The sequence below is a fragment of the Streptomyces sp. NPDC002324 genome, assembly GCF_053593335.1.
Genome location: NZ_JBSFCF010000052.1, coordinates 26,112 through 51,038 on the forward strand (window position 1 = coordinate 26,112; position 24,927 = coordinate 51,038).

The window sequence follows — 24,927 nt, forward strand, 5'->3', positions numbered from 1 at the left end:
CGGGGACGCGTGGATCGTGGACCCCTGTCGAAGGAGGCGGGTATGACCGAACGGACCCAGAGCTCTCTGGAGTCGCACCCGGACATCCAGGAGATGCGCGAGCGTCACGCCCGCGCCGAGCGGGCGGCCTCGACCCAGCAGGGGCAGGCCGTGGAAGCACTGGCCCTGGTCACCGGCCTGTACCTGGCCGCGTCGCCCTGGATCGCGGGCTTCAATGATTTCAACACCCTGGCCATCAACAATCTGATCACCGGTATCGCGTACGCGTTCCTGCTCAGCGGCTTCGGCCACGCCTACGAGCGCACCCACGCCAGGGCGTGGGCTGCCGCGCTGCTGGGCGCCTGGACCGTCTTCGCTCCCTGGGTGGTGGCGGGAGAGGTGGACACCACACGCACCATTGTCAACAACATCATCGTCGGCGTCATCGCACTGCTGCTCGCACTGGCCGCGAGCGCCGCCGCCGGCAAGACCGACAGGACCGGCCGCGGCCGTACGGCCCGGGCGGACCACTGACTCGCGCGCACCCCGCGCCGCTCACTCCACGGGCGGACCCCGCAGGGCAAGGGCGGCTCGGAAGATGTGCGGTCCCGAGGCCGGACCGGCGCAGTCGTCGCCGGTCCGGCCTCGGACGTGTGCGCACCAGGGCGGGGGGCTGCCGGGCCGTCGGATGTCCGATGCGCCGCCCGACGTATGTCCGATGCGCGCCACTCGCCCCGTTTGCCGTCTTCGGGGGCGGGGACCCGCCACGCCATGAGTACGCCATCACGCCGCCTGACCGGGCGGAACCGGGTCCTGTCCCTGCTGGACCGGCTGGAGCGGGAGCCCCGGGCGGACACGGTCATCGACGCGCTCCGGCTCGGCGTGCGGGCCCTGCCGCTGGGACGCGGCAGGGACCTGCTGCACGGCAGGTGGCTGGGGCACCCCGTGCATCCGCTGATGGTCCAGGTGCCGATCGGCACCTGGCTGTCCGCGGCCGTGCTCGATCTGCGCCCCGGCCGCTCGCGCGAGGCGGGGCTGCTGGTCGGAGTCGGTCTGGCCGCGGCCGCCCCGGCAGCCCTGGCCGGCGCCGTCGACTGGGCGGAACTGCACCGCCGGCAGCAGCGGACCGGCCTGGCGCACGCCGTGGCCAACTCCGTGGCCCTCGGGCTGTACGCCGCCTCCCTCGCCTGCCGCGTCAGGGGCCGCGCGGGGGCGGGCCGGACGTACGGCTTCCTGGGACTGACGGCGGTCGGCCTCGGCGGCATGCTGGGCGGCCACCTCGCCTACCGACAGGCGTCGGGCGCCAACCACGCCGAGGAGGTGCCGCAGGTCGTCTCCCAGGGCTGGCACCGGGTCGGGGGAGTGGACGAGTTCCCGGTGGGACGGCCGGTGCGGCGCACCGTTGACAACGTGCCCGTTCTCGTCGTACGGGAACCCGGAGGGACGCTCCACGCGCTGGCCGAGCGGTGCAGCCACCTCGCCGGGCCGCTGTCCGAGGGCACCGTCGCCGACGGCTGTGTCCGGTGCCCCTGGCACGGCAGCGTCTTCCGGCTCTCGGACGGCTGGAACGTACGCGGCCCCGCCACAGCGCCCCAGCCGCCCTTCGACACCCGGGTCGTCGGCGGCCATGTGGAGGTGCGGCTGCGCGAAGGCGGCCCGGAAGAACCGTCGTCGAACGGGCAGGAAGCGGATTCACGAAGCACCGGGACGGAGGCGGGCCACATCCATGGGCACCACGACTGACGACCGCCGCATCGGGCGTCTGCACCGGCTCGTCGAGCGTACGCAACGCCGCTACTCGGCGGGAGAGGACCGGCCGCTCGGCGGCTATCTGACGGCCATGGCGGGATTCGGGGTGTACACGGCGGCCTGGGCCACGGCGGTACGACGCAGCGGGCGCCCGCTGCCCGAGCGACCCGACCCCTGGGACGTCGTCCTGACCTCGGTGGCCACGTTCCGGCTCAGCCGCCTGCTGAGCAAGGCGGCCGTCACCAGCCCGCTGCGGGCGCCCTTCACGCGGTACGTGGGCCCCCAAGGGCCGGCCGAGCTGCACGAGGAGGCACGGACCGGGGGCGGCAAGGACACCGTCGGTGAACTGGTGACCTGCCCCTTCTGCGTGAGCGTCTGGGTGGCCTCGACCCTGACGGCCGGCCGTCTGCTCTGGCCCCGCGCGACCCGCACCGCGATGGGCGCACTCGCGTCCCTGGCGGGCGCGGACGCCCTGCAACTGGCGTATGGCGCGCTGATGGGCAGGGCGACGGGAGACGGCTGACCCCGCGCACCACGGGGTCAGCCGCGACCCGCCCGGGAGCCCCGGTAGGCGGCGCGGCGGGCCCCGGCCAGAGCGTGCCCCGGCGCGAAGCCCTGGGCGCTGTGACCGTAGATGTCGAAGTCGAGGGTGTCCCCCGCCGGTACGGGCAGGACGGTACGCACCGTGAGCACGGCGAACTCGCGCCATGACCGGCGGTACGTCTCGGCACACAGGTCGAAGACGAGCGGCTCGTCGGCCAGGGCCGCTGTCAGGCTCGGCGGGTCGCCGTGCACGGAAGCCCGCCCGGAGCAGCGGGGAAAGGCGGCCAGGACGCCGCCGCGATGGCCGATCCGGTAGGGGAGCAAACTGGAGTAGGGGCCGCTGAGCACGTCGGTGCGCGGGAGCGGCAGATGCCGCGTGAGCGGGCCCTCGCCACTGCTGGTGAGCAACAGGTCCAGGGGTCCGTCGGCGCCGCCCGCCCCTTCGACACGTACCGCCAGCCCCAGCCCGTCGGGCCACCGCCGGGGCAGGCCCGCCGCCCGTGAGAGGCGCACCTCGGCGTCGTGGCGCGCGGGAGTGTCCAGCCACGGCACGCCCCAGGGCCGTCGACCCTCGTCGACGACCTCCACCTCGGCCGTGCAGGTGAGGCCGTCGGGGTGGAGCGCCGGGGCCCCGCGCAGCCGGGCGAGCAGACGGAAGCCGCTCTCCACGGCCCTGTCCGGACGCGAACGCGACGGCTTCACGGACCGGACCACCCGGAGTCCCGCGCCTCGGTCCGTTCCTCGCCCTTCCCGGCGGCGCCTTCCTCGCTTCCCCTGCCTTCGTCGTCCTCGCTCTCCGCGTCGTCGCCCTCGGCCTGCGAGGGGGTTGTCCGGGGCACGTCTCGCCGGCCCGGCCCGTCGTTCCCGTGCCGTGTCACTCGGCGATGTGCCGCTGGATCCAGTCGGCGGCGGTCCGGCGGAAGAGTTTCCGGCTGTCCGCGCGCAGGAAGTCGTGACCCTCGTCGCGCAGCATCAGCAGCTCGGCCTCCAGGCCGCGTTCGCGGGCAGCGCGGACGAACTGCTCGGATTCGCCGAGCGGCACGTTGGTGTCGTGTTCACCGTGGACGGTGAGCACGGGGACGCGCAGCGCGTCGACGCGGGTCATGGGGGACAGGGCGCGCAACAGTTCACGGTCGTGTTCCGGGTGGCCGTACTTGTGCGCGGCCGACTCCGCGATCCACGGTTCGGTCCCGGCGTAGAAGGTCGCGAAGTCGGACATGCCGCAGGCCGCGACGCCGGTGCGGAAGAGGTCCGGGTGCCACACGAGGCAGGCCATCACCAGGTAGCCGCCGTACGAGCGGCCCATGACGGCGAGCCGTCGCGGATCGGCGAGACCGGTCACGACGACGTGGGCCGCGCAGTCGGCGACGTCCTCGATCGCGGCGAACCGTCCGGTGCCGAGGTCGGCGTCGACGAACGACCGGCCGTGCCCCGAGGAACCGCGCACATCCGGCGCGAAGACGTCGACGCCCCGGCCCAGCAGCTCGTGGTAGAGCGGGTTGAAGACCGGGCGTTCCTGTTCCTCGGGCCCGCCGTGCAGATGCAGGACGCAGGGCGCCGGGACTCCGGGCCCCCGGCCCGGTGCCCGGTAGTACCAGCCGTTCAGCGGCAGCCCGTCGCGCGCCGCCAGCCGCAGCGGCACGGGGCGCACGGGGGGACGGCCGGGAGGGACGGCGTCCTCGTCGCGGGACGACCACCGCGTGCGCCGCGCGACGCCGCCGGCGAACGACCACACCCCCGGCCGGCGCTGCGAGCCGGACAGGGCCAGCACCAGTCCCGCCGGGCCGCCGACGCGCGGGATACGCGTCACCACCTCGTGCGGCAGCGCCACCGTCTGCCGGGGCCCCGTCCGGGCGTCCCCGCCGGACGTCGCCGAGACGGCGGTGACCTCCACCTCACTGGCGCCGCGCACGTTCCAGGCCAGCGCGGCGGTGCGCCCGTCGTGTCCGAAGGCCAGCAGCTCCAGTCCGCAGTCCGCGCGCTCCGCCGCGACGGACAGTCCGAGCCGTTCCCCGGCGGGATCGAGACGGACGGCGAACAGCGCCGCGAACTCGCGGGACGCGTCGCTGCGCAGCCACAGGGTGCCGCCGTCGGGGGAGAACCGGCCGATCCACGGATCACCGTCGGCGACCGGCAGGGCGAAGGTGGTCCGCAGATCGGTGGTGCGTACGACGAGGGCCTCACGGCGGCCGCGCGGGCCCCGGCGCACCAGGGCCAGGCGTCCGTCCCGGCTGATGTCGCACACGCGCAGGGTGGCGGCGCCGCGTTCGACCGCCAGCAGGGCCGGGGCCGCCACGCCCAGCGGGTCGACGAGGTAGGCGGCCAGTCCTCCACCGGCCGTCCCCCGCGAGGCCCTCTCGCCGCCTTCCCCGTCGGCGGGTGCCGGGTCCGGCGGCTGTGCCGGCCCGGCCCCGTACAGGTGGGCCCGAGCGTGAGCCGCACCGTCGACCGCCCCTCCCAGGCGTTCCGCGGCATGGCCGGCGGGGCCGGCGTCGCCGTAGTGCGGGCCGCCCAGCAGGACCGCCCGGCCGTCCCGGGTCGCCCACCCCGGCGGGCGGCGGGCGGTGTACGTCCCCGGGTCGGCGAGGCCCGGCTCCGCGAAGGCCGGCCACTCCTCCGCCTCCGGCTCGCCCGGCACGGGAACCGGCTCGGCGACGGTGACGGCGACGGCGGAGCCGTCGTGCTGCCAGCAGCCCAGGTGGGCGGAGCTGCCGGGCTCGGCACCGGCGAGGATGTGGCGCCCGGTGCCGTCCGGGCGTACGCACAGCACCCGGGTGTGTTCGCCGCCGCCCGGCGCTGTGGTGTAGGCGATCCAGCGGCCGTCGGGCGACCAGGCCACCTCCTTGACGGGATGGGGATCGGAGTCCAGCAGATGGACCTCGTCCCCGTCGACAGGGCCGCTCCACAGCTGCGGCACACCGCCCCGGTCGCATATGAAGGCGACGTACCCGCCGCTGGGGTCCACCGACGGGTACCAGCAGCCGTGGGACCTCAGCGGCTGCGGTGTGTCCAGCGGTCCGGCGGTGTCGGGCAGCGCGACCGGCGACGGCGCCGGAACCGTGGCCGCCGCCGTCGGGTTGTCGGCCGTCCCCACGGGGGCGGAGAGCGGGCCGTGCTCCCTGAGGCGCCACGGCATCCCGTCGACGACGTCATCGCCGACGGGGGCGTGTGCGGGGGAACCCGTCGGCGGGGACGGCGGGGCCTGCGTCGCGGGGCGCGGGGCATGGGTCCCCTGCGCGCCGGTCAACGGATTCCGTGCGTTTGCAGCCATATCTCCAGCAAAGCTACCTGCCACAGCTGGTTCGCCCCACGCCTGGTGCGGTGCTCGTCCGGCGCCGACAGCAGCCGCTGCACGTACGCGTCCTTGAAGACGCCCCGTGACCTTGCCTCGGGCGCCGTCAGAGCCTCACGCACGCGGCTCAGCACGGGCCCGGCCATGTGCTTGACGGCGGGTACCGGGAAGTAGCCCTTGGGCTGGTCGACGACCGCCGAGGGCAGGACCCGGCGGCCGGCGGCGCGCAGGACTCCCTTGCCGCCGTCGGCGAGCTTCAGCTCGGGCGGGCAGGCGGCGGCCAGTTCCACGAGGTCGTGGTCGAGGAAGGGGACGCGGGCCTCCAGCCCCCAGTCCATGGTCATGTTGTCGACGCGCTTGACCGGGTCGTCGACGAGCATCACCTCGGCGTCCAGCCGCAGCGCGGCGTCCAGCGCGGTCTCGGCACCCGGACGGGCCATGTGCTCCCGTACGAAGCGGCCGGACACGTCGTGGTCGGGCAGCAGATGGGGCTGGAGGATCCCCACGAGATCGGTGTGCGAGCGGTCGAAGTACGTGTCGGCGTACGCCTCGTGCGCCCGCTCCCGCTCGACGGCGGCCATGTCCGGGTACCAGTGGTAGCCGGCGAAGACCTCGTCGGCGCCCTGACCGCTCTGGACGACCTTGACCTCCTTCGCCACCTGCTCGGACAGCAGATGGAAGGCGACCACGTCATGGCTGACCATCGGCTCGCTCATCGCCTCGATCGCCGCGTCCAGTGCCGTCGACACCCGGTCGGAGGGCACCATCAGCTGGTGGTGGTCCGTGCCGAAGTGCCGGGCGACCAGGTCGGAGTAGGGGAACTCGTCACCCGTCTCGCCGCCCTCGGACTCGAAGCCCACGCTGAACGTGGCCAGATCGCGCTGGCCCTCGTCGGCCAGCAGGGCCACGATCAGGCTGGAGTCGAGACCACCCGACAGCAGGACACCCACGGGCACGTCGGCGACCATGCGCCGGCGTACGGCGGTGCGCAGCGCGTCCAGCACCGCGTCCCGCCAGTCGTCCGCTTCCATCCCCGCGTGCTCGGGCCGGCGGGTGTACGGAGGCCGCCAGTAGCAGGTGTCGCGCTGACCGCCGTCCGCCTCGACGACGCGCACGGTGGCGGCGGGCAGTCTGCGGACGCCGGTGAGGACCGTGCGGGGCGCGGCCACGGTGGCGTGCCAGCTCATGTACTGGTGCAACGCGACCGGGTCGAGCGAGGTGTCGACACCGCCGCCCGCCAGCAGGGCCGGCAGCGAGGAGGCGAAGCGCAGCCGCCCCGGCGCCTCGGCCAGGTACATCGGCTTGATGCCGAGCCGGTCACGGGCGAGCACCACGCGGCCGGTGGTCTGTTCGACGATGACGAAGGCGAACATGCCGTAGAAGCGCTCGACGCAGGCGGTTCCCCACTGCTGGTAGGCCTTGAGCACCACCTCGGTGTCGGAGCCGGAGAAGAAGCGGTGGCCGAGACCGCGCAGTTCGGTACGCAGTTCCCGGTAGTTGTAGATGCAGCCGTTGAAGACACCGGCGATGCGCCCCTCGGGGTCGGTCATCGGCTGGGCCCCGCACTCCGACAGGTCGATGATCTTCAACCGGCGGTGCCCCAGTGCGACGGGGCCCTGCGACCACAGGCCCCTGCCGTCCGGTCCCCGGGGGGCGAGTCGGTCGGTCATGCGCTCGACGGCGGCCAGATCGGGCCGTCCGCCGTCGAAGCGGATCTCTCCGCTCAGACCGCACATCAGACCGCACCCCCTCGCAGGGGCAGGCCGCCGGCCTCGCTCGGGGGCGGAGCCGCGAGCGGGCACGAGCCGCTCGGATTAGCTTGGGCGTCGGTCTTGCTGCTGGGCATGCGAGCCACTCTCCTTGATCACGGGCGGCACCGCACCACGGGCGCGGACGACGGCCTTTCCGTCCGGGTTCTCCGCGCCGGGGCGCGTCAGCGGGGGTGACGGCCGGTGCCTGCCTTCCTGCATGACGGCGCGGGTGTCAGCCGCCGAGGGTCCCCGACGAGAACGTCGCCGGGGCCCCGGGCGGGGCGGCCTCGGCCACTGTGACGGGCCGGCGTACGGCCCTGGCGGCGGGGCTCCGCCCGCGCTCGCCACGGGTCTCGGCGACCAGCGTCCGGACGCAGGCCGACAGGCCCTGCTCCTCGGCCACCCGGCGCAGGCCGTGCGCGGCGCTGCCCCGGGCCAGCGCCTCCTCCATGAGGACGCGTACGGTGTCCCAGTCGCCGAGGGCCTCCAGGGTCGGGCGCAGGCGCCGTAGCATCCCGCGCAGGACGTCGGGCGCGGGCTCGGCGAGACGGGTGACGGGGTCGACGAGGTCGCCCTCCAGACCCGACTGGGCCGCGCGCCAGACCGCGGACCGCAGCCATTCGTGCCCGCCCTCGCACACCCGCTCCGGTTCCCGCTCCAGCAGGCCCCGGGCGTCCTCGACCAGGGCCCGGAACAGTCCGGTGATGAGCACGACCGTCTCGGGACGCGGACAGGCGTCGCAGATGCGCAGTTCCAGGGTCCGCTGGTGTTCGCTCGGCCGGAGGTCGTAGTAGACCATTCCCGAATCCCTGATCACGCCGGAGCGGATCAGGTCCTGGACGGCGGCGTCGTACTCGGCGGCTCCGGCGAAGCAGCCGACCGGGCCCGCGGTGGGCCAGCGCTGCCACAGCATGGTGCGCCAGCTCGCGTACCCGGTGTCCGAGCCCAGCCAGAACGGCGAGCTGGCGGACAGCGCCAGCAGCGGGGGCAGCCAGGGCGAGACGGCGCACATGATCCGTACGGCCGTGTCGCGGTCGGGTACGTCGACGTGGACCTGTGCGCTGCACACCAGATGCTCGTCGGAGACCCGCCGGTACTCGTCGGCCATGTACCGGTAGCGGAAATCCGGGGTCGTGTCACCGGACGTCACCCGTGCGAACGGAACGGTCCCGGCCGCGACGACGGCCAGTCCGGCCCCGGAGGCCGCCGCGTCCAGCCGGCGCCGCGCTCCCGTCACGTCGGCGTGCAGGGACTCCAGCGAGGCGTGGACCTGGCTGTTCCACTCCACAGCCGACCGCTGCAGCTCGGGCTTGAACTCCGACTCCGATCTGTGCAGGCGACCGAGTATCGCGCCGGCCTCTGGTGTCAGCCGCCCGTTTTCCGCGTCCAGAACATGGAACTCTTCCTCTACGCCCACACGAACGGTCACGGCCTCTCCCTCATCCGTCGCCGAGGCCGTCTTTCGGGCCGGAGCCCCACCGACGACCGCTGCGCATCCCGAGTTCCCGGCAAATGCGTGGATAAGCCTCAACGATGCACATATGTGCCCGATCCCGCTCGTCCGGGGAGACGCCACGCCGCCCACCTCGGCCTTCGTCCGGGCGAAGTGCGGTTACCTGGTCCAGGCCGGGTTGGACGCAGGGGAATGGGAGACAGATGCGCGTTCCGATGACGATCGCCGACTTTTTGGACCGGGCGGAGCTGGGTTTCGCCGACAGCCCGGGCGTGATCGACGAGCCGGACCAGCCCGCGGCGCCGGTGGCGCCCTCGACGTACGGACGGCTGGCGGAGCGGGTGCGGGCCTGGCAGGCGGGGCTGGACGCGCTGGGGGTGGGAGAGGGTGAGCGGGTGGCGGTGGTCAGCCACAACTCGGCCCGATTGCTCGAACTGCTGTTCGCGGTACCGATGAGCGGGCGGATCTGTGTTCCGGTCAACTTCCGGCTGAAGGCGGAGGAGATCGAGTACGTGGTACGGCAGAGCGGCGCCTCGGTGCTACTGGCCGATCCCGAGGTGGCGGACACGGTCGCCGGCGTCCGGGTGGCCCACCGGTTCACGCTGGGAGCGCGGACGGACGACGAGCTGATGCGTTTCGGGGTGGAGCCAAGGCCCTGGTCGAGCCCGGACGAGGACGCCACCGCCACGATCAACTACACGTCGGGAACGACGGCGCGCCCCAAGGGTGTCCAGCTCACGCACCGCAACATCTGGGTCAACGGACTGACCTTCGGTCTGCACACGCGGGCCTGGGAGCGGGACGTGTACCTGCACACACTGCCGATGTTCCACTGCAACGGCTGGGGGATGCCCTTCGTGATGGCCGGGCTCGGCGCCAGGCAGGTCGTGCTGCGCAAGGCGGACGGGGCCGAGATCCTGCGCCGGGTGGACGAGCACGGTGTGACGCTGATGTGCGGTGCGCCGGCGGTGTGGAACGCGGTGCTCGACGCGGCGGCGGGCTGGGAGGGCCCGGTGCCGGGCCGCGACCGGGTGCGGATCGTGTGCGCGGGAGCACCTCCACCGAGCCGGACGATCCAGCGGGTCGAGGAGGAACTGGGCTGGGAGTTCACCCAGATCTACGGCCTGACGGAGACCTCCCCGCTGCTGACCTTCAACCGCGCGCGGCCCGGGGACGAGGCTCTGCGGGGCGAGGAGCGGGCGCGGAAGCTGTCACGAGCGGGGCTGCCGGCACTCGGCGTGAAGCTCCAGGTGGCGGACTCCGGTGAGGTGCTGGCGCGGTCGAACGTGGTCCTCGACGGGTACTGGGAGAAACCGGAGGAGACGGCGGCCGTGCTGGAGGACGGCTGGTTCCGCACGGGCGACGGCGGGAGCGTCGACGCGCGAGACGGCCATCTGACCATCTCGGACCGGAAGAAGGACGTCATCATCACCGGCGGCGAGAACGTGTCGTCGATCGAGGTGGAGGACACGATCTTCGGCCACCCCGGGGTGGCCGAGGTCGCGGTCATCGGAGTGCCGGACACCAAGTGGGGCGAGACGGTCAAGGCGCTCATCGTCCTGGCCGAGGGGGCGACGGTGACCGAGGCGGAGATCATCGCGTACTGCAAGGAGCGCATGGCCGGGTTCAAGGCCCCGACGAGCGTGGAGTTCCGGGACGCCATTCCGCGCACGGCCACCGGGAAGATCCAGAAGTTCAAGCTGCGGGAGCCCTACTGGTCCGGGCACGACCGGGGCGTCGGCTGACGGGACGGTTCGCCGGGCGCCGGTCACACTGACGACGAGAACGCGTCGAGTTCCGTGCGGACGGGTGTGGATCTTCGGGATTCCGTCGTCAACAGCCTCTGAGGCGGCCTATGTTCACGGCGGCAGTCGCTGTCTTCCCCCGCCCTGCAGGAGGCCCCGTATGCGCCGCACGCTCCGTACCGCCGTCGCCGGGGCGGTGACCGCCGCCGCCCTCGTGGCGGGCGGCACCGCCCACGCCACCCCCGCGGGCCCAGGGGTCACGGGCCGGGTGATCAGTCAGACCACCGCGCACGGTACCGACCACATCCTGCGCGAGGTCACCATCCCGCCCGGCCAGGCCACCGGCTGGCACTACCACGACGGGCCGCTCTACGGCGTCGTCAAGCAGGGCACCCTCAGCCACTACGACTCCACCTGCGAGTCCGACGGCGTCTACGCCACCGGCGACACCATCCAGGAGCCGGCCGGTACCGGCTACGTCCACCTCGGCCGCAATCTCGGCGACACCCCGCTCGTGCTGGTCGTGCTCTACGTCCTCCCGCACGGCTCCCCGTTCTCCGAGGACGCCCCGAACCCGGGCTGTTCCTTCGAGTGAACGACGGCCCTGCGGCCATGCCGCCGCGCAGGGACCCGCAGTTCAGGCGCGGCGGCCGACGGCGACGTAGGTGTTGCCGAAGAAGCGGAGGCCGGCCGGGGACTGTTCGGCCCGCCTGAACGCCTCGTCCCAGCGGGCGATGTCGTCCGGGGTGGCCAGCCCCTCGGCGAGCAGGGTCTCCCGGGCGGCCCAGGCCGGGCCCCGCATACCGGGCGGGGGAGTCAGGACGTTGATGTGGCCCTCGTAGGCGCTGACTTCGAGGCCGGCCGCGGTGAGGAGTTCGTCGAGCCGGGTGCCGACGGCGAGGTCGTCGCCCTGGCGTCGGTGCAGTTCGTGGTAGCGCTCGCTCATCTCCTCGTACGCCGGGGGCGCGCCTCGCAGCCGGAAGGCGGTCGCGTCGATGTCGACGAGGTACACCGTGCCGCCCCCGGGCCTGGCCAGGTCGGCGAGATGGTCCACGATCGCCTGCTCCCGGCCGCCGTTGTGCGCGAGGACGTGCCGGAGCATCACCACGTCGAAGGTGCCCTCCGGCAGAGCGGTGGCGTCGGCGGAGCCGGTGGAGGTGTGCACGGGGACTCGGGAGCGTTCGGCGAGCGCCGCGGCGACGGCCAGCGCCTCCCCGTCGCGGTCCACGGCCCAGACTCCGCCCCCGGGGGCCGCGATGGCCGCCAGGCGCACCGAGAGCGCGCCCGGCCCGCACCCCACGTCCGCGATCCGCGCGCCGGAGACCACCCCGGCGGCGGTCCACAGCTCGCGTTCACGCCGCTCGGCGAGGTCGGCCATGAGCCGGTAGCGCGCGATCTCCGAGTCGTCGAGGCTCAGTGCGTAGTCGGCCACGTGGGGTTCCTTCCCTGGTGCTTCGGCAGCTCATTGTGGTCGCACGGACGCCGTCGCGGACCCTCTGACGCACCCGGCGTTCCGCCGGTCGACGGCGGCCGGGCGGCGGGCCGATCGCGGCGCGAGACGGAGACAGGGCCTCCTCCGGTCACGGCGGACGTCTCAGAACATCGCCCGGATGATCCCCACGGTGCGCGCCAGATGCGGCTCCGAGCGTTCGGCGCGGTGGGCCACGGCCAGCTCCACGCGCGCGTCCGCCCCGGCCAGCGGCAGATAGGCGACGCCGTCGAGCGCCAGCGCGGTCACCGGCTCCGGCACCACCGCGACACCCAGACCGCCGGCCACGAGCGTGACCAGCGTCGACGTCTCGCCGACCTCGTGGCGGACGTGCGGCTGGACGCCCGCGTCACGCAGGAGCCTCAGGACCACGTCGTACATCACCGAACGGCGGTCGGCGGAGTGCACGATCAGGTCGGCGCCGTCGAGGTCGGCGGCGCGCAGCCGCTTCCGGCGGGCGAGCGGGTGGTCGACCGGTACGGCGACGACGAGCCGGTCCCGGCGCAGCGCGCGCACGGTCAGGGACAGATCGGCCACCGGGGGGCGCAGCAGCGCCACGTCGATCGCACCGGCGCGCAGCGCCTCGACCTGGTCGGGTGCCAGCATCTCGCCGCGGAAGGAGAAGTCGACGCCGGGAAGCTCCTCCGCGAGGCGGCGGGAGAGCGCCGGCAGGAGGCTGTACGTCGCCGAGCCCACGCACCCGATCGCGAGATGGCCGACCGTACCGGCGGCGACGCGCCGGGCGTGGTGGGCGGCCTCGCCGACGTCGGCGAGGATCGCCCGCGCCCGCTCCAGATAGGCCCGGCCCGCCTCGGTGAGGTCGACTCGGCGTGTGGTGCGGTGGAGCAGCTCGACACCCAGCTCGGCCTCCAACTGCCGGATCTGCTGGGACAGGGGCGGCTGGGCCATGTGCAGCCGCTCGGCGGCGCGACCGAAGTGCCGCTCCTCGGCCACCGCCACGAAGTACCGGAGATGTCGCAGATCCATATGTCGTCCATATCAATCGGCCGCGATATGCGTACTTCAGAATATCGCGACCCGGCGGTAGCGTCGCTGTCATGAGCGCATTCCTGTACGCCGCGACCCGGACGCCCTTCGGTCGCTTCAACGGCGCGCTGGCCGGGGTCCGTCCCGACGACCTCGCCGCCGCCGCGATCACCTCGACACTCGCCGGGGTGCCGGACCTCGACCCCGCCGCGATCGACGACGTGGTCTGGGGCAACGCCAACGGCGCCGGCGAGGAGAACCGCAACGTCGGCCGCATGGCGGCGCTGCTCGCCGGGCTCCCGGTGAGCGTGCCCGGCACCACGGTCAACCGGCTGTGCGGGTCGAGCCTCGACGCCGCGATGATCGCGAGCCGGACGATCGAGTCCGGGGACGCCGAGGTGGTGCTGACCGGCGGCGTGGAGTCGATGACGCGGGCGCCGTGGGTGCTGCCGAAGCAGGCCAAGCCGTTCCCGGTCGGCGACATCACCGCCGTCTCGACCACGCTCGGCTGGCGCCTGGTCAACCCGCGGATGCCGAAGGAGTGGACGGTCAGCCTCGGCGAGTCCAACGAACGGCTCCGCGACCGCTTCGACATCTCCCGCGAACGCCAGGACGAGTTCGCCGCCCGCTCCCACCGACTCGCCCACGAGGCATGGGAGTCGGGCTTCTACGACGACCTGGTGGTGCCGGTCGACGGTGCCGACCTGACCCGTGACGAGGGCATCCGGGCCGGGTCCACGCCCGAGGTGCTGGCCGGGCTCAAGCCGGTCTTCCGTACGCCGGAACAGGGCGGCACCATCACCGCGGGCAACGCCAGCCCGCTCAACGACGGCGCCTCCGCGGTGCTGCTGGGCAGCGAGCGGGCCGCCACCACGATCGGGGCCGACCCGGTCGCCCGGATCGCCGGCCGCGGTGTGATGGCGCTGGAACCGGAGGCCTTCGGCTACGCGCCGGTCGAGGCCGCGAACCGCGCGCTGGCCCGAGCCGGTGTCGGCTGGGACCAGGTGGGCGCGGTCGAGATCAACGAGGCCTTCGCCGTGCAGTCGCTCGCCTGCCTCGACGCGTGGAAGATCGACCCCGCGATCGTCAACCAGAAGGGCGGCGCCATCGCCATCGGACACCCGCTGGGCGCTTCGGGAGGACGGGTCCTCGGCACGCTGGCCAAGGTGCTGCGCGAGACGGGGCAGCGCTACGGCGTCGCCGCGATCTGCATCGGCGTCGGTCAGGGCCTGGCCGTCGTCCTGGAGAACTGCGACGTGACGGGGGCGGCCGCGTGAGCCGGGCGGAGATCGTCGAGAGCGCCGACGCCGCGGTCGCCGGGATCGAGGACGGCTCCACCGTCCTCGTCGGCGGCTTCGGACTGGCCGGGATGCCGTTCGACCTGATCGACGCGCTCATCCGGCAGGGCGCGAAGGACCTCACCATCGTCTCCAACAACGCCGGCAACGGCGAGGTCGGGCTGGCCGCGCTGCTCGCCGCCGGCCGGGTGCGCAAGGTGCTCTGCTCCTTCCCGCGCCAGGCCGACTCCTGGGTCTTCGACGGCCTCTACCGCGAGAAGAAGGTCGAGCTGGAGGTGGTGCCGCAGGGCAACCTCGCCGAGCGGATGCGCGCGGCCGGGGCCGGCATCGGCGCGTTCTACTGCCCGACCGCGGTCGGCACACCGCTCGCCGAGGGCAAGGAGGAGCGCGAGATCGACGGGCGGAGGTACGTCCTGGAGTACCCCATCAAGGGTGACTACGCGCTGATCGGCGCCCATGCCGCGGACACGCTGGGCAACCTCGTCTACCGCAAGACGGCCCGCAACTTCGGCCCGGTCATGGCCACGGCCGCGACGACGACCATCGTCCAGGTGGACGAGGTCGTCGAGGCCGGCGAACTCGATCCCGAGGCCGTCGTCACCCCGTCCATCTACGTCGACCGGGTCGTCCAGGTGCAGGCCCGCCGCTACACCGTGCAGGGGGCCCGATGACCACCACGTCCCGCGAACAGGCGTACGCCGGGGTGCCGAGGAGCGCCGACCACCGGCTCTCGACGGACGAACTGGCCGCCGTCATCGCACGCGACATCCCGGCCGGCGCCTTCGTCAACCTCGGTATCGGTCAGCCCACCAGGATCGCCGACCATCTGCCGGACGGTTCCGGGGTGGTGCTCCACACCGAGAACGGCATGCTCAACATGGGTCCGAAGGCCGAGGGCGACGCGATCGACCCGGACCTGACCAACGCCGGCAAGGTACCGGTGACCGAGCTGCCGGGGGCGGCGTACTTCCACCACGCCGACTCCTTCGCGATGATGCGCGGCGGGCACCTCGACGTCTGTGTCCTCGGGGCGTACCAGGTCGCCTTCGACGGCGACCTGGCCAACTGGCACACCGGCGGACCCGACGACATCCCCGCCGTCGGCGGTGCCATGGACCTCGCCATCGGTGCCAAGGACGTCTACGTGATGATGACCCTCTTCACCCGCTCCGGGGAGCCGAAGCTCGTGCCGCGGTGCTCCTACCCGCTCACCGGCGTCGGCTGCGTCAGCCGTGTCTACACCGACCACGGCGTCTTCGACGTGGGCCCCGAGGGGGTGAGCATCCGGGAGACGTACGGCGTCGACGCCCACGAACTCGCGGAGCGGCTCGGCATCACGCCGGCCTAGCGCACGGCGCCCCGGAGGGGGCGGGTCGCACGGGACGGTTGTCCTCGACGGGGACAGAACACGCACCCCATGTGGTTGAATCGTGGACAACCGGCCTGGTGGCTTGAACTCATCGCCCGGTCCACGCGCTCTGCCCTGGGGCAGGGCTTCCGCGTGGTCCGGTGACAGGTGTCACCCGGGCCGAGGCGCACCACACGTGCGTCGGGGGAGAGGGACGGGGGACAGGGGGCTGTTTCGGTCGGCTCCGCGGTCAGGCCCAGGAATCGACGGCCGACGAGGAGCCGGACATCCCGGTACCGCGTCGGTCCGGCCCGCGACGCGGCAGGTGCGTGCGCCACACCACCGTGCCGGCACACCCGTGCCTCGCCACCACCCGCGGTCATGCCTGTGAGGGAACCTGCGTTGAACGCCACCGTCTCCAATTTCTATTACGGCGCAGCGACCCCGGTCGCCGCCTATCTGATGGCATGCCTCGGTGCCGCGCTCGGACTGCGGTGCACGACACGGTCGCTACGGCGACCGGAGCGCAGGGCCGGCTGGCTGTGCCTGGGCGCGATCTCGATCGGCTGCGGCATCTGGACCATGCACTTCGTCGCGATGATCGGGTTCAGCGTGCAGGGCGCCCTGGTCACCTACGACCTGACGAAGACGGTCCTCAGCCTCGCGGTCGCCATCGGTGTCGTCGCCCTCGGCGTGTTCCTCGTGGGCTACCGGGGCGGTTCCCCGACGACCCTGGCGACGGCGGGCGCGGTCACCGGCCTCGGCGTCGCGGCCATGCACTACCTGGGCATGGCCGCCGTGCACACCAACGGCACGGTCCACTACGCCAACTGGACGGTGGCCCTGTCCGTCCTCATCGCCGTCGTGGCCGCCACGGCGGCGCTGTGGGCCGCGGTCTCCATCCATACGCTGTGGGCCAGCCTGGGAGCGAGCCTGGTCATGGGCGTGGCCGTCACCGGCATGCACTACACCGGTATGGCCGCCGTCTCCGTCCACCTCACCGGGCAGTCGGCCGTCTCGCAGTCCTCCGCCGACCTGCTGTCGTTCCTGCTGGCGATGCTCGCGGGCCCGCTCGTCGTCCTCCTGGTCGCCGCGGTCATCGTCATGTTCGACCCCGACATGGTGCTCGGCGACGACGACTGGCGCCGGCCCGCGCCTGCACTTGCACCCGTACGCGCCCCGCACGAAGGCACGGACGACACCCACGCGCGGCAGTCCTCCCCGCCCCACAACCGCTGGTGACCCGCCGGCCACGCCCGCGACGGGGCGTCACGGCGGCGGATCGTCAGCTCTGTGCCGGCGCCTCGTAGCCGAGGTGCCGGTTGGTGCGCAGGTGCTCGCGCAGGGCCCGTTCGGTGTTGCTCACGTGCAGCAGGGCGGCCGCCTGGCTGAGGCCGGAGTCGCGGGTGACCAGGGCCGAGTAGATCGCCTCGTGCTCGGCGAGGGTCCGGCCCGCGGCCTCGTCGTCGACCAGGCCGCGCCAGATCCGGGCGCGCAGCGTACGGCCCGAGACGCTCTCCAGCAGGGTCAGCAGGGTCTCGTTGCCCGTCGCCGCGACGACGGCGCGGTGGAAGGCCGCGTCGTGCCGGTTGAGCAGCTCCACGTCGTCGCGGGCGTCCCGCATGGCGTCCAAGTGGCCCTTCACCTCGGCCAGTTGCTCGTCGTCGATCCGGAGGGCGGCCAGTCCGGTGGCGACGGGTTCGAGGAGCCGGCGTACCTCCATGAGGTCCTGCAGGGCGGCCGAGTCGCCCTGCAGCAGCTCCACCGCGCCGCCGAGCCCCTCCAGGAGCAGACTCGGCTGCAGGCTGGTGACGTAGGTGCCGTCGCCGCGGCGGACCTCCAGGACCCGGGCGACGGCCAGTGCCTTGACCGCCTCACGCGCGAGATTGCGGGACAGGCCCAGCTGGGCCGCGAGATCCGGTTCCGGGGGGAGCTTCGATCCCGGAGGCAGCGCACCCGTGCGGATCAGCTCACGGATCTGATCGATGGCCCTGTCCGTCAGAGACACTGCGAACTCCTCGCCCTACCGCCCATGCCGGGCACATCCGACCTGATCAGTCCTTGGGCGCGGAGGTCGTCCCAGAGACCGTCGGGAACCTGCCGCTGATGGAGTTGCACGTTCCGTCCGACCTGTTCCGCAGTCCGCATACCGAGGGTGACATTGATGATAGTGGGATGGGTGAGCGGGAAGGCGATCGCGGCGGCGGGCAGGGTCGTCCCGTGGGCCGCGCAGACCTCGGCGATCGCCCGGGCCCGGTCGACCAGGGCGGTCGGGGCGGCCCGGTAGTCGTACTTCATTCCCTCGGCGGGCCGGTCGCGCGAGAGCAGGCCTGAATTGAAGACGCCGACGGCGACGACGCTCTTGTGGTGTTCCCGCGCGGCGGGGAGGACGTCGTCGAGTGCGGTCTGGTCGAGGAGGGTGTAGCGGCCGGCGAGCATGACGACGTCGGCGGGGGTTTCGCGCAGGAAGCGGGCGAGCATGGCGGACTGGTTCATACCGGCGCCGATGGCGCCGATGACTCCCTGGTCGCGCAGCTCGGCGAGGGCGGGCATGGCCTCGTCGGCGGCCTGCCGCCAGTGGTCGTCGGGGTCGTGCAGGTAGACGACGTCCAGCCGGTCGAGGCCCGTCCGCGTGAGCGTCGCCTCGATGGACCGCAGTACACCGTCCCGGCTGAAGTCCCACTGGCGCCGCAGATCGTCCCGTACGACGAAACCCTCGCTGTCGACGCCTTGCGGGCGTTCGTTGGGCACGAGGAGCCGCCCCACCTTCGAGGAGACGACGTACTCGGACCGGGGGTGCTTGCGCAGTGCGGCTCCCAGGCGCAGCTCGGACAGGCCCAGCCCGTAGTGCGGGGCGGTGTCGAAGTAGCGGATGCCCGCGTCCCACGCGGTCTCGATCGCGGCGTTGGCGTCCTCGACCGGGGTGACCCGGTACAGGTTGCCGATGACGGAGGCCCCGAAGCCGAGTTCGGTGAGTTCGACAGGGGTGCTGGTGATCTTCCGGTGCTGCAAGACGTGCTCCTGGGAGGCGGGGGGCGAAGGCCGGGTCAGCGTCTGACGTGGGCCGAAGCGCCCGCGATCAGTGCCTCGACCTCGGCGAGGGAGGCCATGGAGACGTCACCGGGGGTGGTCATGGTGAGGGCGCCGTGGGCGGTGCCGTAGGCGAGGGCGCGTTCGAGGGTGGTGCCGGTGAGGAGGCCGTAGAGGAGTCCGGCGGCGAAGGCGTCGCCGGAGCCGATGCGGTCCAGGACGTGCAGGCCGGGCATGCGGGGTCCGGTGACGTGGCCGGTCTCGGGTGACCAGGCGGCCGAGGTCCAGTCGTTGACACCGGCGGAGGGGACGTCGCGCAGGGTGGTGGCGAGCACCTTGGCCTCCGGCAGCAGGTCGGCGACCGAGGTGAGGGCGTCCGGTACCTCGTCGGGAAGGAAGCGTTCGGCGCCGGGATGCCTGCCCGCCAGGCCGAGGGCGCCGGTGATGACGTCGGCGTGGCGGGCGAGGCGGAGGTCGGTTTCGCGGGCGTGGTCGGGGCCGCCGCGGCCGGTCCAGAGGCTCGGGCGGTAGTTGGGGTCGTAGGAGACGGTGATGCCGTGGCGGCGGGCGGCTGCCATGGCTTCGTCGGCGACGTCGGTGGTGGTGTCGGACAGGCCGGCGAAGATGCCGCCGGTGTGGAACCAGCGCACCCCGGCCTGGAAGAGGGTGTCCCAGTCGATGTCGCCGGTGCGGAGCTGGGAGACGGCGGTGTGGGCGCGGTCGCTGACGCCGAGGGCGCCGCGGATGCCGTAGCCGCGTTCGACGAAGTTGAGGCCGTTGCGGGCGGTGCGGCCGATGCCGTCGTCGGGGATCCAGCGGATGGGGGTGGTGTCGACGCCGCCCTGGAGGATGAGGTCTTCGACGAGGCGTCCCACGGGGTTGTCGGCCAGCGCGGTGACGACGGCGGTGCGCAGTCCGAAGCAGCGGCGCAGTCCGCGCACGACGTTGTACTCGCCGCCGCCTTCCCACACCTGGAAGGTGCGGGTGGTGCGGATGCGTCCCTCGCCGGGGTCGAGGCGGAGCATGACCTCGCCGAGCGCCACCACGTCGGTCATGGCGTGCTCCTTTCCACTGCTTCGGCGGTCAGGCGGCTGATCTCCGTGTAGTCGCCGCGTTCGAGGTGGGCGGGGGTGGCCGGCCAGCTGCCGCCCACGGCCAGGACCGGTGGCTCCGCGAGGTAGCCGGCCAGCAGGTCGGGGCCGATGCCGCCGGTCGGGACGAAGCGCACGTGGGGGAAGGGAGCGGCGAGCGCCCGGAGGGTGCGCAGACCGCCGATGGCCTCGGCGGGGAAGAGTTTGACGGTGTCGACACCGGCCCGCAGGGCGCGCATCAGTTCGGTGGCGGTGGCGATGCCGGGTACCACCGGCACCCCCAACTCCCGGCACGTGGCGATGACTTCGTCGTCGAGGCCGGGGGAGACGAGGAAGCGGGCGCCGGCCGCCACGGCGCGTTCGGCCTGTTCCGGGGTGAGGATCGTGCCGGCGCCGACGATCAGCCCGCCGCGCGCTGCCATCGCCTTGACGACGTGTTCGGCGTCGGGCGTGCGGAAGGTGACTTCGGCGCATCGGGCGCCGCCGGTGGTGAGTGCGTCGGCGAGGGGGGTGGCGGTGGTGGGGTCGGGGACGGTCAGGACGGGGATGATCCGGGCGCCGTCGAGCAAATCGGCGAGGTGGGTGGTCATCGGCCGAGCCATCCGCCGTCGACGGGCAGGACGGTGCCGTGGATGTAGGAGGCGGCGTCGGAGGCGAGGAAGACGGTGGCTCCGGCGAGGTCGTCGGCGTTGCCCCAGCGTCCGGCGGGGATGCGCTCCAGGATGGCTCTGCTGCGGGCGGGGTCGTCCTGGAGGGCCTGGGTGTTGTCGGTGGCGATGTAGCCGGGGGCGATGGCGTTGACGTTGACACCGTGCGGGGCCCACTCGTTGGCGAGTGCCTTGGTGAGTCCGGCGATGCCGTGCTTGGCGGCGGTGTAGGCGGGCACGGTGATCCCGCCCTGGAAACTGAGCAGCGACGCGGTGAAGACGACCTTCCCACTGCCCCGGGCGACCATCGCGGCGCCGACGGCGCGGGTGAGGGCGAACTGTGCGGTCAGGTTGACCTGCAGCACCAACTCCCAGTCCGCGTCCGGGTGTTGTGCGGCCGGCGCGCGGTGGATGGTGCCCGCGTTGTTCACCAGGATGTCCACCGGGCGCTCCCGTCCGGCGAGGTCTTCGCCCAGGGCGCGGACGGCGTCGGGGTCGGCGAAGTCGGTGCGCAGGGCTTCGAAGGAGCGGCCCGCGGCGAGGACGTCCTTCTCCACCTCGCTGCCGGACTCCTCCAACGTGGCACTGACGCCGATGATGTCCGCGCCGGCCTCGGCCAGTGCCCGCGCCATGGCCCGGCCGATCCCGCGCCTGGCACCGGTGACCACCGCGAGCTTCCCGGTGAGGTCGAAGGCGTTCATATGGTGACTCCCTGCGCGTCGTCGGTGCAGTCGACGAGGATCTTCATGACGTCGCCGCCCCCCTCCAGCGCCTCGAACGCGGCGGGAGCGTCGGTGAGGGGCACGACCTTGCTGATCAGCCGGTCGGCCGGGATCGTGCCGTCGGCGACGAGGACGACCGCCCGCTCGAAGTCGGAGCGGTCGTACAACCGAGCCCCGACGAGCGTGAGTTCGCGCCAGAAGAACCGGTGGAGGTTGATCTCGCGCGGCCGGGGATGGATCGCGACGAGACACAGCCGGCCCCGCACCCCCAGCACCTCGACCGCCGTGTCCACGCCGCCCGCCGCGCCGGACACCTCGAAGGCGACCTCGGCACCCGCGCCGCCGGTCCACTCACCGACCAGCGCGGGCACGTCCTCCGCGGCCGGGTCCCAGGTGCTCAGCCCCACCTCCTCGGCGAGGGCTCGGCGGTGGGCGCTCAGCTCCACCACCCGCACCTCGGCCCCGGCCGCCCGCGCGACCAGCGCGATGAGGACACCGACGGGCCCTCCGCCGACCACCACGACCTTCTCTCCCTCGCGTACCGCGGCTCGGCCCACGTCGTGCACGGCGACCGCCGTGGGCTCGACGAGCGCGGCCCGGTCCAGGGGGACGGAGGCGGGCAGCCGGATCAGGGTGGAGGCGGGTACGGTCCAGCGCTGCTGCATCGCGCCGGGGGAGTCGATGCCGATGAAGTCGAGGTTCTGGCAGATGTGCCGGTGGCCGGCCCGGCAGGCCGGGCAGGTGTCGTCCCAGCGCAGCGGCATCACGGTCACCGCGTCACCGGGCGCCCAGTCCTCCACACCCGGGCCGACGCGCACGATCCGGCCGGACATCTCGTGCCCGAGGACGGCGGGCGCGGCGACCCGGGCATCCATGTCGCCGTGGAAGATGTGCAGGTCGGTGCCGCAGATACCGACATAGGCGGGCGCCAGCTCCACCTCACCGGGACCGGGTGGCACGCCGAGCGCGGGAGCCGTGTCCAGGGTGCGGGCGGCCGTGTAACGGACAGCGAGGGTCATCGTGTACTCAGGGTCCCTTCAGCGCGGACGCCGATGGTCAGCAGCAGGTTGGCGTAGGTGCGGGTGTCGGCGGTGACGATCGCCAGTGCCACGTCGGGGGAGCGGGCGGCGTCGTAGAACTCGAAGCGGCCGAGCGTGTCGACCGGGACGGGCGCCAGCCGGATGCGGTACTCGGCGATGGCCGGTGGTTCCGGTTCGCCCTCCGGCGGCACCATCACCTGGGCGGACTCGACGGGCAGGGCGTTCAGCAGGACGTCGAGGACGGTGGTGACGTCCAGCAGGCCGGGGGTCAGGTTGAGGTGGACGGTCCGTGCGCGGTCCCCGGTGGCGGTGCTCGCGGGGTAGTGGCCGTCGGCGAGCAGGACGCGGGCGCCGTGGCCGGCTCCGGCGAGTGCTTCGAGGATGCCGGGGTGCAGCAGGTCGGTCAGAAGCACGGTGTTTCCTCCTTCCTCTCTCGAAGGGCTTCAGCGGCCGTCGAAGGGCTTCGACGGCTTCGAGGCTTCAAAGGGCTTTCCGGGCAGGGGAGTCGAGGCGGTAGAACGCGGTCGCGGTGCCGGCCAGGACCGCCTCGGTCTCGGCGGCGGAGCACTCGCCGAGCAGGTCCTCGACGGTGGCGGCCCACTTGTTCCAGCCGCCCGCGAGGACGCAGACCGGCCAGTCCGAGCCGAACATCAGCCGGTCGGCGCCGAACGCGGAGAGCAGGACATGCCACACCGGACGGATGTCGTCGGTGGTCCACGTCCGGTGGTCTGCTTCTGTGACCAGCCCCGACACCTTGCAGCGCACCTGGGGACGGCCGGCCAGCCGCCGTACCTCCCTCTCCCACTGCTCCAGCCCGCCCGAGGCGATGGGCGGCTTGCCGGCGTGGTCGAGGACGAGCGGCAGACCGGGGAAGCGTTCGGCGAGCAGGACGGCCTGGCCGAGCTGGTGGTCGCGTACCAGTACGTCGTACGCCAGACCGCGTTCGGCCACGGCCCGCAACCCCCGCTCCACGCACGGGAGTTGCAGCCACCCGGGGTCCGACTCGCCCTGGACGAGGTGCCGTACCGCCCGCAGGTGCCCGCCACCCGGACCGGCCCGCAGCTCGTCGAGTACGTCGCCGGCCGTCGGCGAGGTCAGGTCGGCCCAGCCGACGACCGCCCCGATCAGGGGGTCGCGCTCGGCCAGGGCGAGGAGTTCGCGTGTCTCCGGCACGGAGGTGACGCACTGGACGACGACGGTGGTGCCCGGCGTCCGGCCGGCGATCGGCCGGGTCGCGGCCGTGCGCAGGTCGTCCGTGCCGAAGGTGCGGCGGATCGCTTCGTGGCCGGGTTCGTCCAGCCAGGGCTGGGGCCGGTGGTCGAGGTCCCACACATGGTGGTGGGCGTCCACCAGTCGCCTGGTGTCAGACACGGGAGGACCAGACCGGGCCGTCGGGGTAGGTGTACTCCTTCAGGGACTCGGGGTGCATCTCCGCGCTCAGACCGGGAAGCTCGGGCGCCAGATAGTGGCCGCCGGCGATGCGTACCGGGTCGACGAAGTGCTCGTGCAGGTGGTCGACGTATTCGACGACCCGGTCCTCGGTCGTGCCGGAGACGGCGACGTAGTCGAACATCGACAGGTGCTGGACCATCTCGCACAGGCCGACCCCGCCCGCGTGCGGGCAGACCGGCACGCCGAACCTCGCGGCGAGCAGCAGGATCGCGAGGTTCTCGTTGACACCGCCGACCCGGGCGGAGTCGATCTGCACGATGTCCACCGCGCCCGCCTGGAGGAGCTGCTTGAACACGACCCGGTTGGCGACGTGTTCGCCGGTGGCGACCTTGACGGGGGTCACGGCCCGGCGGATGGCGGCGTGGCCGAGGATGTCGTCGGGGGAGGTGGGTTCCTCGATCCAGTACGGGTCGTACGGGGCGAGGGCGCGCATCCAGTCGATGGCGGGCTGGATGTCCCATCTCTGGTTGGCGTCGACGGCGATGCGGATGTCCGGGCCGACGGTCTCGCGGGCGGTGCGCATGCGCCGAATGTCGTCCTGGAGGTCCGCGCCGACCTTCAGCTTGATCTGGGTGAAGCCGTCGGCGACGGCCTCGCGGGCGAGACGGGACAGCTTCTCGTCGGAGTAGCCGAGCCAGCCGGGGGTGGTGGTGTAGGCGGGGTAGCCGCGCTCCAGCAGGTGGGCGATCCGCTCCTCGCGGCCCGGTTCGGCGCGGCGCAGGATCTCCAGTGCCTCCTCGGGGGTGAGGGCGTCGGACAGCCAGCGGAAGTCGACCTGCGCGACCAGATCCTCGGACGTCATCTCGGCGAGGAAGCGCCACACGGGCTTCCCGGCCCGCTTGGCGGCGAGGTCCCAGGCCGCGTTGACGACCGCGCCCGTCGCCATGTGGATGGCGCCCTTCTCCGGTCCCAGCCAGCGCAGTTGGGGGTCGTGGACCAGGGAGCGGGAGAAGGCGCCGAGGTCGCCGCAGACCTCGTCCACGGAGAGGCCCACGACATGGGGGGCGAGGGTGGCGATGGCGGCGGCCTGGGCGTCGTTGCCGCGGCCGGTGGTGAAGGCCAGCGCGTGGCCCTCCAGTCCGTCACCGGCGTCGGTGCGCAGGACGACGTACGCGGCCGAGTAGTCGGGTTCGGGGTTCATCGCGTCCGACCCGTCCAGATGCTCGGACGTGGGGAAACGTACGTCGAGCACGTCCAGGGCGGTGATGCGGGGGGAGGAGGACTCAGCGGAGGACATGGCAACTCCTGTGCGAGCGGGGGACGATGGGCCCCTGCGACGAGATGGGGGAAGACCGGGGTGCGGCGGCCGGG

The 24,927-nt window shown here is 72.9% G+C and carries 24 protein-coding genes; 9 read left to right on the top strand and 15 right to left on the bottom strand.

What is annotated here, in order from left to right; all coding sequences use genetic code 11:
- The first annotated feature begins 42 nt into the window (after positions 1-42).
- The 3 genes from ACWCRJ_RS39995 (at position 43) to ACWCRJ_RS40005 (ending at position 2,251) form a co-directional block, all read left to right on the top strand.
- Complete coding sequence (locus tag ACWCRJ_RS39995; RefSeq protein WP_450943904.1) at positions 43-513, top strand: SPW repeat protein; 471 nt, start codon at positions 43-45, stop codon at positions 511-513.
- 237 nt (positions 514-750) lie between these two features.
- The gene (locus ACWCRJ_RS40000; protein ID WP_450943905.1) at positions 751-1,722 is read left to right on the top strand and encodes a Rieske 2Fe-2S domain-containing protein; all 972 of its coding nucleotides are present in this window, start codon (positions 751-753) and stop codon (positions 1,720-1,722) included.
- Positions 1,706-2,251 (top strand): DUF1360 domain-containing protein, encoded by a 546-nt coding sequence (locus ACWCRJ_RS40005; protein ID WP_450943906.1) that lies wholly within the window; start codon positions 1,706-1,708, stop codon positions 2,249-2,251. Before ACWCRJ_RS40000 ends, ACWCRJ_RS40005 begins: the two co-directional genes overlap by 17 nt.
- Before the next feature lie 17 nt (positions 2,252-2,268).
- Here ACWCRJ_RS40005 and ACWCRJ_RS40010 read toward each other — a convergent pair whose 3' ends face one another.
- The 4 genes from ACWCRJ_RS40010 to ACWCRJ_RS40025 all read right to left on the bottom strand — a co-directional run bounded on the left by ACWCRJ_RS40010 (position 2,269) and on the right by ACWCRJ_RS40025 (position 8,743).
- A complete protein-coding gene (locus tag ACWCRJ_RS40010) occupies positions 2,269-2,973 on the bottom strand; it encodes a phosphodiesterase (RefSeq protein ID WP_450943907.1) in 705 nt (234 codons plus the stop codon).
- Between the two features lie 172 nt (positions 2,974-3,145).
- Positions 3,146-5,542 (bottom strand): prolyl oligopeptidase family serine peptidase, encoded by a 2,397-nt coding sequence (locus tag ACWCRJ_RS40015; protein WP_450943908.1) that lies wholly within the window; start codon positions 5,540-5,542, stop codon positions 3,146-3,148.
- A complete protein-coding gene (locus ACWCRJ_RS40020) occupies positions 5,515-7,299 on the bottom strand; it encodes an N-acetylglutaminylglutamine amidotransferase (RefSeq protein WP_450943909.1) in 1,785 nt (594 codons plus the stop codon). Before ACWCRJ_RS40020 ends, ACWCRJ_RS40015 begins: the two co-directional genes overlap by 28 nt.
- Positions 7,300-7,546: 247 nt before the next feature.
- Positions 7,547-8,743 carry a carboxylate-amine ligase gene (locus ACWCRJ_RS40025; RefSeq protein WP_450943910.1) on the bottom strand — a complete coding sequence of 399 codons (1,197 nt, stop codon included), beginning with the start codon at positions 8,741-8,743 and terminating at the stop codon, positions 7,547-7,549.
- A gap of 227 nt (positions 8,744-8,970) precedes the next feature.
- Here ACWCRJ_RS40025 and ACWCRJ_RS40030 point away from each other — a divergent pair, with 227 nt between their 5' ends.
- Positions 8,971-10,512 carry an AMP-binding protein gene (locus ACWCRJ_RS40030; protein ID WP_450943911.1) on the top strand — a complete coding sequence of 514 codons (1,542 nt, stop codon included), beginning with the start codon at positions 8,971-8,973 and terminating at the stop codon, positions 10,510-10,512.
- 160 nt (positions 10,513-10,672) lie between these two features.
- Entirely contained in the window at positions 10,673-11,107 is a 435-nt protein-coding gene (locus ACWCRJ_RS40035; protein ID WP_450943912.1) for a cupin domain-containing protein, read from the top strand.
- Positions 11,108-11,149: 42 nt separating this feature from the next.
- Here the strand turns inward: ACWCRJ_RS40035 and ACWCRJ_RS40040 are convergent, their stop codons facing one another.
- Together ACWCRJ_RS40040 and ACWCRJ_RS40045 are read right to left on the bottom strand one after the other, a co-directional pair.
- On the bottom strand, positions 11,150-11,944 hold the full coding sequence (locus ACWCRJ_RS40040) for a class I SAM-dependent methyltransferase (protein ID WP_450943913.1): 795 nt from the start codon (positions 11,942-11,944) through the stop codon (positions 11,150-11,152).
- Positions 11,945-12,106: 162 nt separating this feature from the next.
- Entirely contained in the window at positions 12,107-12,988 is an 882-nt protein-coding gene (locus tag ACWCRJ_RS40045; protein ID WP_450943914.1) for a LysR substrate-binding domain-containing protein, read from the bottom strand.
- Between the two features lie 71 nt (positions 12,989-13,059).
- Here ACWCRJ_RS40045 and ACWCRJ_RS40050 point away from each other — a divergent pair, with 71 nt between their 5' ends.
- From ACWCRJ_RS40050 to ACWCRJ_RS40065, 4 genes are all read left to right on the top strand, one after another.
- On the top strand, positions 13,060-14,265 hold the full coding sequence (locus ACWCRJ_RS40050; protein WP_450943915.1) for a thiolase family protein: 1,206 nt from the start codon (positions 13,060-13,062) through the stop codon (positions 14,263-14,265).
- Positions 14,262-14,957, top strand: a complete 696-nt coding sequence (locus tag ACWCRJ_RS40055; protein ID WP_450943916.1) for a 3-oxoacid CoA-transferase subunit A — start codon at positions 14,262-14,264, stop codon at positions 14,955-14,957. The genes ACWCRJ_RS40050 and ACWCRJ_RS40055 overlap by 4 nt, the downstream gene beginning before the upstream one ends.
- Positions 14,954-15,634 (top strand): 3-oxoacid CoA-transferase subunit B, encoded by a 681-nt coding sequence (locus ACWCRJ_RS40060; RefSeq protein ID WP_450943917.1) that lies wholly within the window; start codon positions 14,954-14,956, stop codon positions 15,632-15,634. The genes ACWCRJ_RS40055 and ACWCRJ_RS40060 overlap by 4 nt, the downstream gene beginning before the upstream one ends.
- A 402-nt stretch (positions 15,635-16,036) precedes the next feature.
- Positions 16,037-16,876 carry an MHYT domain-containing protein gene (locus ACWCRJ_RS40065; protein ID WP_450943918.1) on the top strand — a complete coding sequence of 280 codons (840 nt, stop codon included), beginning with the start codon at positions 16,037-16,039 and terminating at the stop codon, positions 16,874-16,876.
- Positions 16,877-16,919: 43 nt separating this feature from the next.
- Here ACWCRJ_RS40065 and ACWCRJ_RS40070 read toward each other — a convergent pair whose 3' ends face one another.
- The 9 genes from ACWCRJ_RS40070 to ACWCRJ_RS40110 form a co-directional block, all read right to left on the bottom strand.
- Complete coding sequence (locus ACWCRJ_RS40070) at positions 16,920-17,642, bottom strand: FadR/GntR family transcriptional regulator (RefSeq protein ID WP_046916374.1); 723 nt, start codon at positions 17,640-17,642, stop codon at positions 16,920-16,922.
- A complete protein-coding gene (locus ACWCRJ_RS40075) occupies positions 17,633-18,646 on the bottom strand; it encodes an aldo/keto reductase (protein ID WP_450943919.1) in 1,014 nt (337 codons plus the stop codon). The genes ACWCRJ_RS40070 and ACWCRJ_RS40075 overlap by 10 nt, the downstream gene beginning before the upstream one ends.
- 35 nt (positions 18,647-18,681) lie before the next feature.
- Complete coding sequence (locus tag ACWCRJ_RS40080; RefSeq protein ID WP_450943920.1) at positions 18,682-19,719, bottom strand: PfkB family carbohydrate kinase; 1,038 nt, start codon at positions 19,717-19,719, stop codon at positions 18,682-18,684.
- Positions 19,716-20,345, bottom strand: coding sequence for a bifunctional 4-hydroxy-2-oxoglutarate aldolase/2-dehydro-3-deoxy-phosphogluconate aldolase (locus ACWCRJ_RS40085; RefSeq protein WP_450943921.1), 630 nt, complete (start codon positions 20,343-20,345; stop codon positions 19,716-19,718). Before ACWCRJ_RS40085 ends, ACWCRJ_RS40080 begins: the two co-directional genes overlap by 4 nt.
- Positions 20,342-21,103: an SDR family oxidoreductase gene (locus tag ACWCRJ_RS40090; protein ID WP_450943922.1), complete on the bottom strand. Its 762-nt coding sequence runs from the start codon at positions 21,101-21,103 to the stop codon at positions 20,342-20,344. Before ACWCRJ_RS40090 ends, ACWCRJ_RS40085 begins: the two co-directional genes overlap by 4 nt.
- Complete coding sequence (locus ACWCRJ_RS40095; RefSeq protein ID WP_450943923.1) at positions 21,100-22,143, bottom strand: zinc-dependent alcohol dehydrogenase; 1,044 nt, start codon at positions 22,141-22,143, stop codon at positions 21,100-21,102. Before ACWCRJ_RS40095 ends, ACWCRJ_RS40090 begins: the two co-directional genes overlap by 4 nt.
- The gene (locus ACWCRJ_RS40100) at positions 22,140-22,577 is read right to left on the bottom strand and encodes an RbsD/FucU domain-containing protein (RefSeq protein ID WP_450943924.1); all 438 of its coding nucleotides are present in this window, start codon (positions 22,575-22,577) and stop codon (positions 22,140-22,142) included. The genes ACWCRJ_RS40095 and ACWCRJ_RS40100 overlap by 4 nt, the downstream gene beginning before the upstream one ends.
- 67 nt (positions 22,578-22,644) lie before the next feature.
- Positions 22,645-23,535, bottom strand: a complete 891-nt coding sequence (locus tag ACWCRJ_RS40105; RefSeq protein WP_450943925.1) for an amidohydrolase family protein — start codon at positions 23,533-23,535, stop codon at positions 22,645-22,647.
- Positions 23,528-24,853, bottom strand: coding sequence for an L-fuconate dehydratase (locus ACWCRJ_RS40110; RefSeq protein WP_450943926.1), 1,326 nt, complete (start codon positions 24,851-24,853; stop codon positions 23,528-23,530). Before ACWCRJ_RS40110 ends, ACWCRJ_RS40105 begins: the two co-directional genes overlap by 8 nt.
- Positions 24,854-24,927: the final 74 nt, after the last annotated feature.

Bases quoted from the DNA above. Each gene is read 5' to 3' on its own strand.
- ACWCRJ_RS40085 (WP_450943921.1), bottom strand. From the start codon at position 20,345: ATGACCACCCACCTCGCCGATTTGCTCGACGGCGCCCGGATCATCCCC.
- ACWCRJ_RS40090 (WP_450943922.1), bottom strand. From the start codon at position 21,103: ATGAACGCCTTCGACCTCACCGGGAAGCTCGCGGTGGTCACCGGTGCC.
- ACWCRJ_RS40015 (WP_450943908.1), bottom strand. From the start codon at position 5,542: ATGGCTGCAAACGCACGGAATCCGTTGACCGGCGCGCAGGGGACCCAT.
- ACWCRJ_RS40050 (WP_450943915.1), top strand. From the start codon at position 13,060: ATGAGCGCATTCCTGTACGCCGCGACCCGGACGCCCTTCGGTCGCTTC.
- ACWCRJ_RS40080 (WP_450943920.1), bottom strand. From the start codon at position 19,719: ATGACCGACGTGGTGGCGCTCGGCGAGGTCATGCTCCGCCTCGACCCC.
- ACWCRJ_RS40005 (WP_450943906.1), top strand. From the start codon at position 1,706: ATGGGCACCACGACTGACGACCGCCGCATCGGGCGTCTGCACCGGCTC.
- ACWCRJ_RS40000 (WP_450943905.1), top strand. From the start codon at position 751: ATGAGTACGCCATCACGCCGCCTGACCGGGCGGAACCGGGTCCTGTCC.
- ACWCRJ_RS40035 (WP_450943912.1), top strand. From the start codon at position 10,673: ATGCGCCGCACGCTCCGTACCGCCGTCGCCGGGGCGGTGACCGCCGCC.
- ACWCRJ_RS40110 (WP_450943926.1), bottom strand. From the start codon at position 24,853: ATGTCCTCCGCTGAGTCCTCCTCCCCCCGCATCACCGCCCTGGACGTG.
- ACWCRJ_RS40020 (WP_450943909.1), bottom strand. From the start codon at position 7,299: ATGTGCGGTCTGAGCGGAGAGATCCGCTTCGACGGCGGACGGCCCGAT.
- ACWCRJ_RS40060 (WP_450943917.1), top strand. From the start codon at position 14,954: ATGACCACCACGTCCCGCGAACAGGCGTACGCCGGGGTGCCGAGGAGC.
- ACWCRJ_RS40045 (WP_450943914.1), bottom strand. From the start codon at position 12,988: ATGGATCTGCGACATCTCCGGTACTTCGTGGCGGTGGCCGAGGAGCGG.
- ACWCRJ_RS40030 (WP_450943911.1), top strand. From the start codon at position 8,971: ATGCGCGTTCCGATGACGATCGCCGACTTTTTGGACCGGGCGGAGCTG.
- ACWCRJ_RS40095 (WP_450943923.1), bottom strand. From the start codon at position 22,143: ATGACCCTCGCTGTCCGTTACACGGCCGCCCGCACCCTGGACACGGCT.
- ACWCRJ_RS39995 (WP_450943904.1), top strand. From the start codon at position 43: ATGACCGAACGGACCCAGAGCTCTCTGGAGTCGCACCCGGACATCCAG.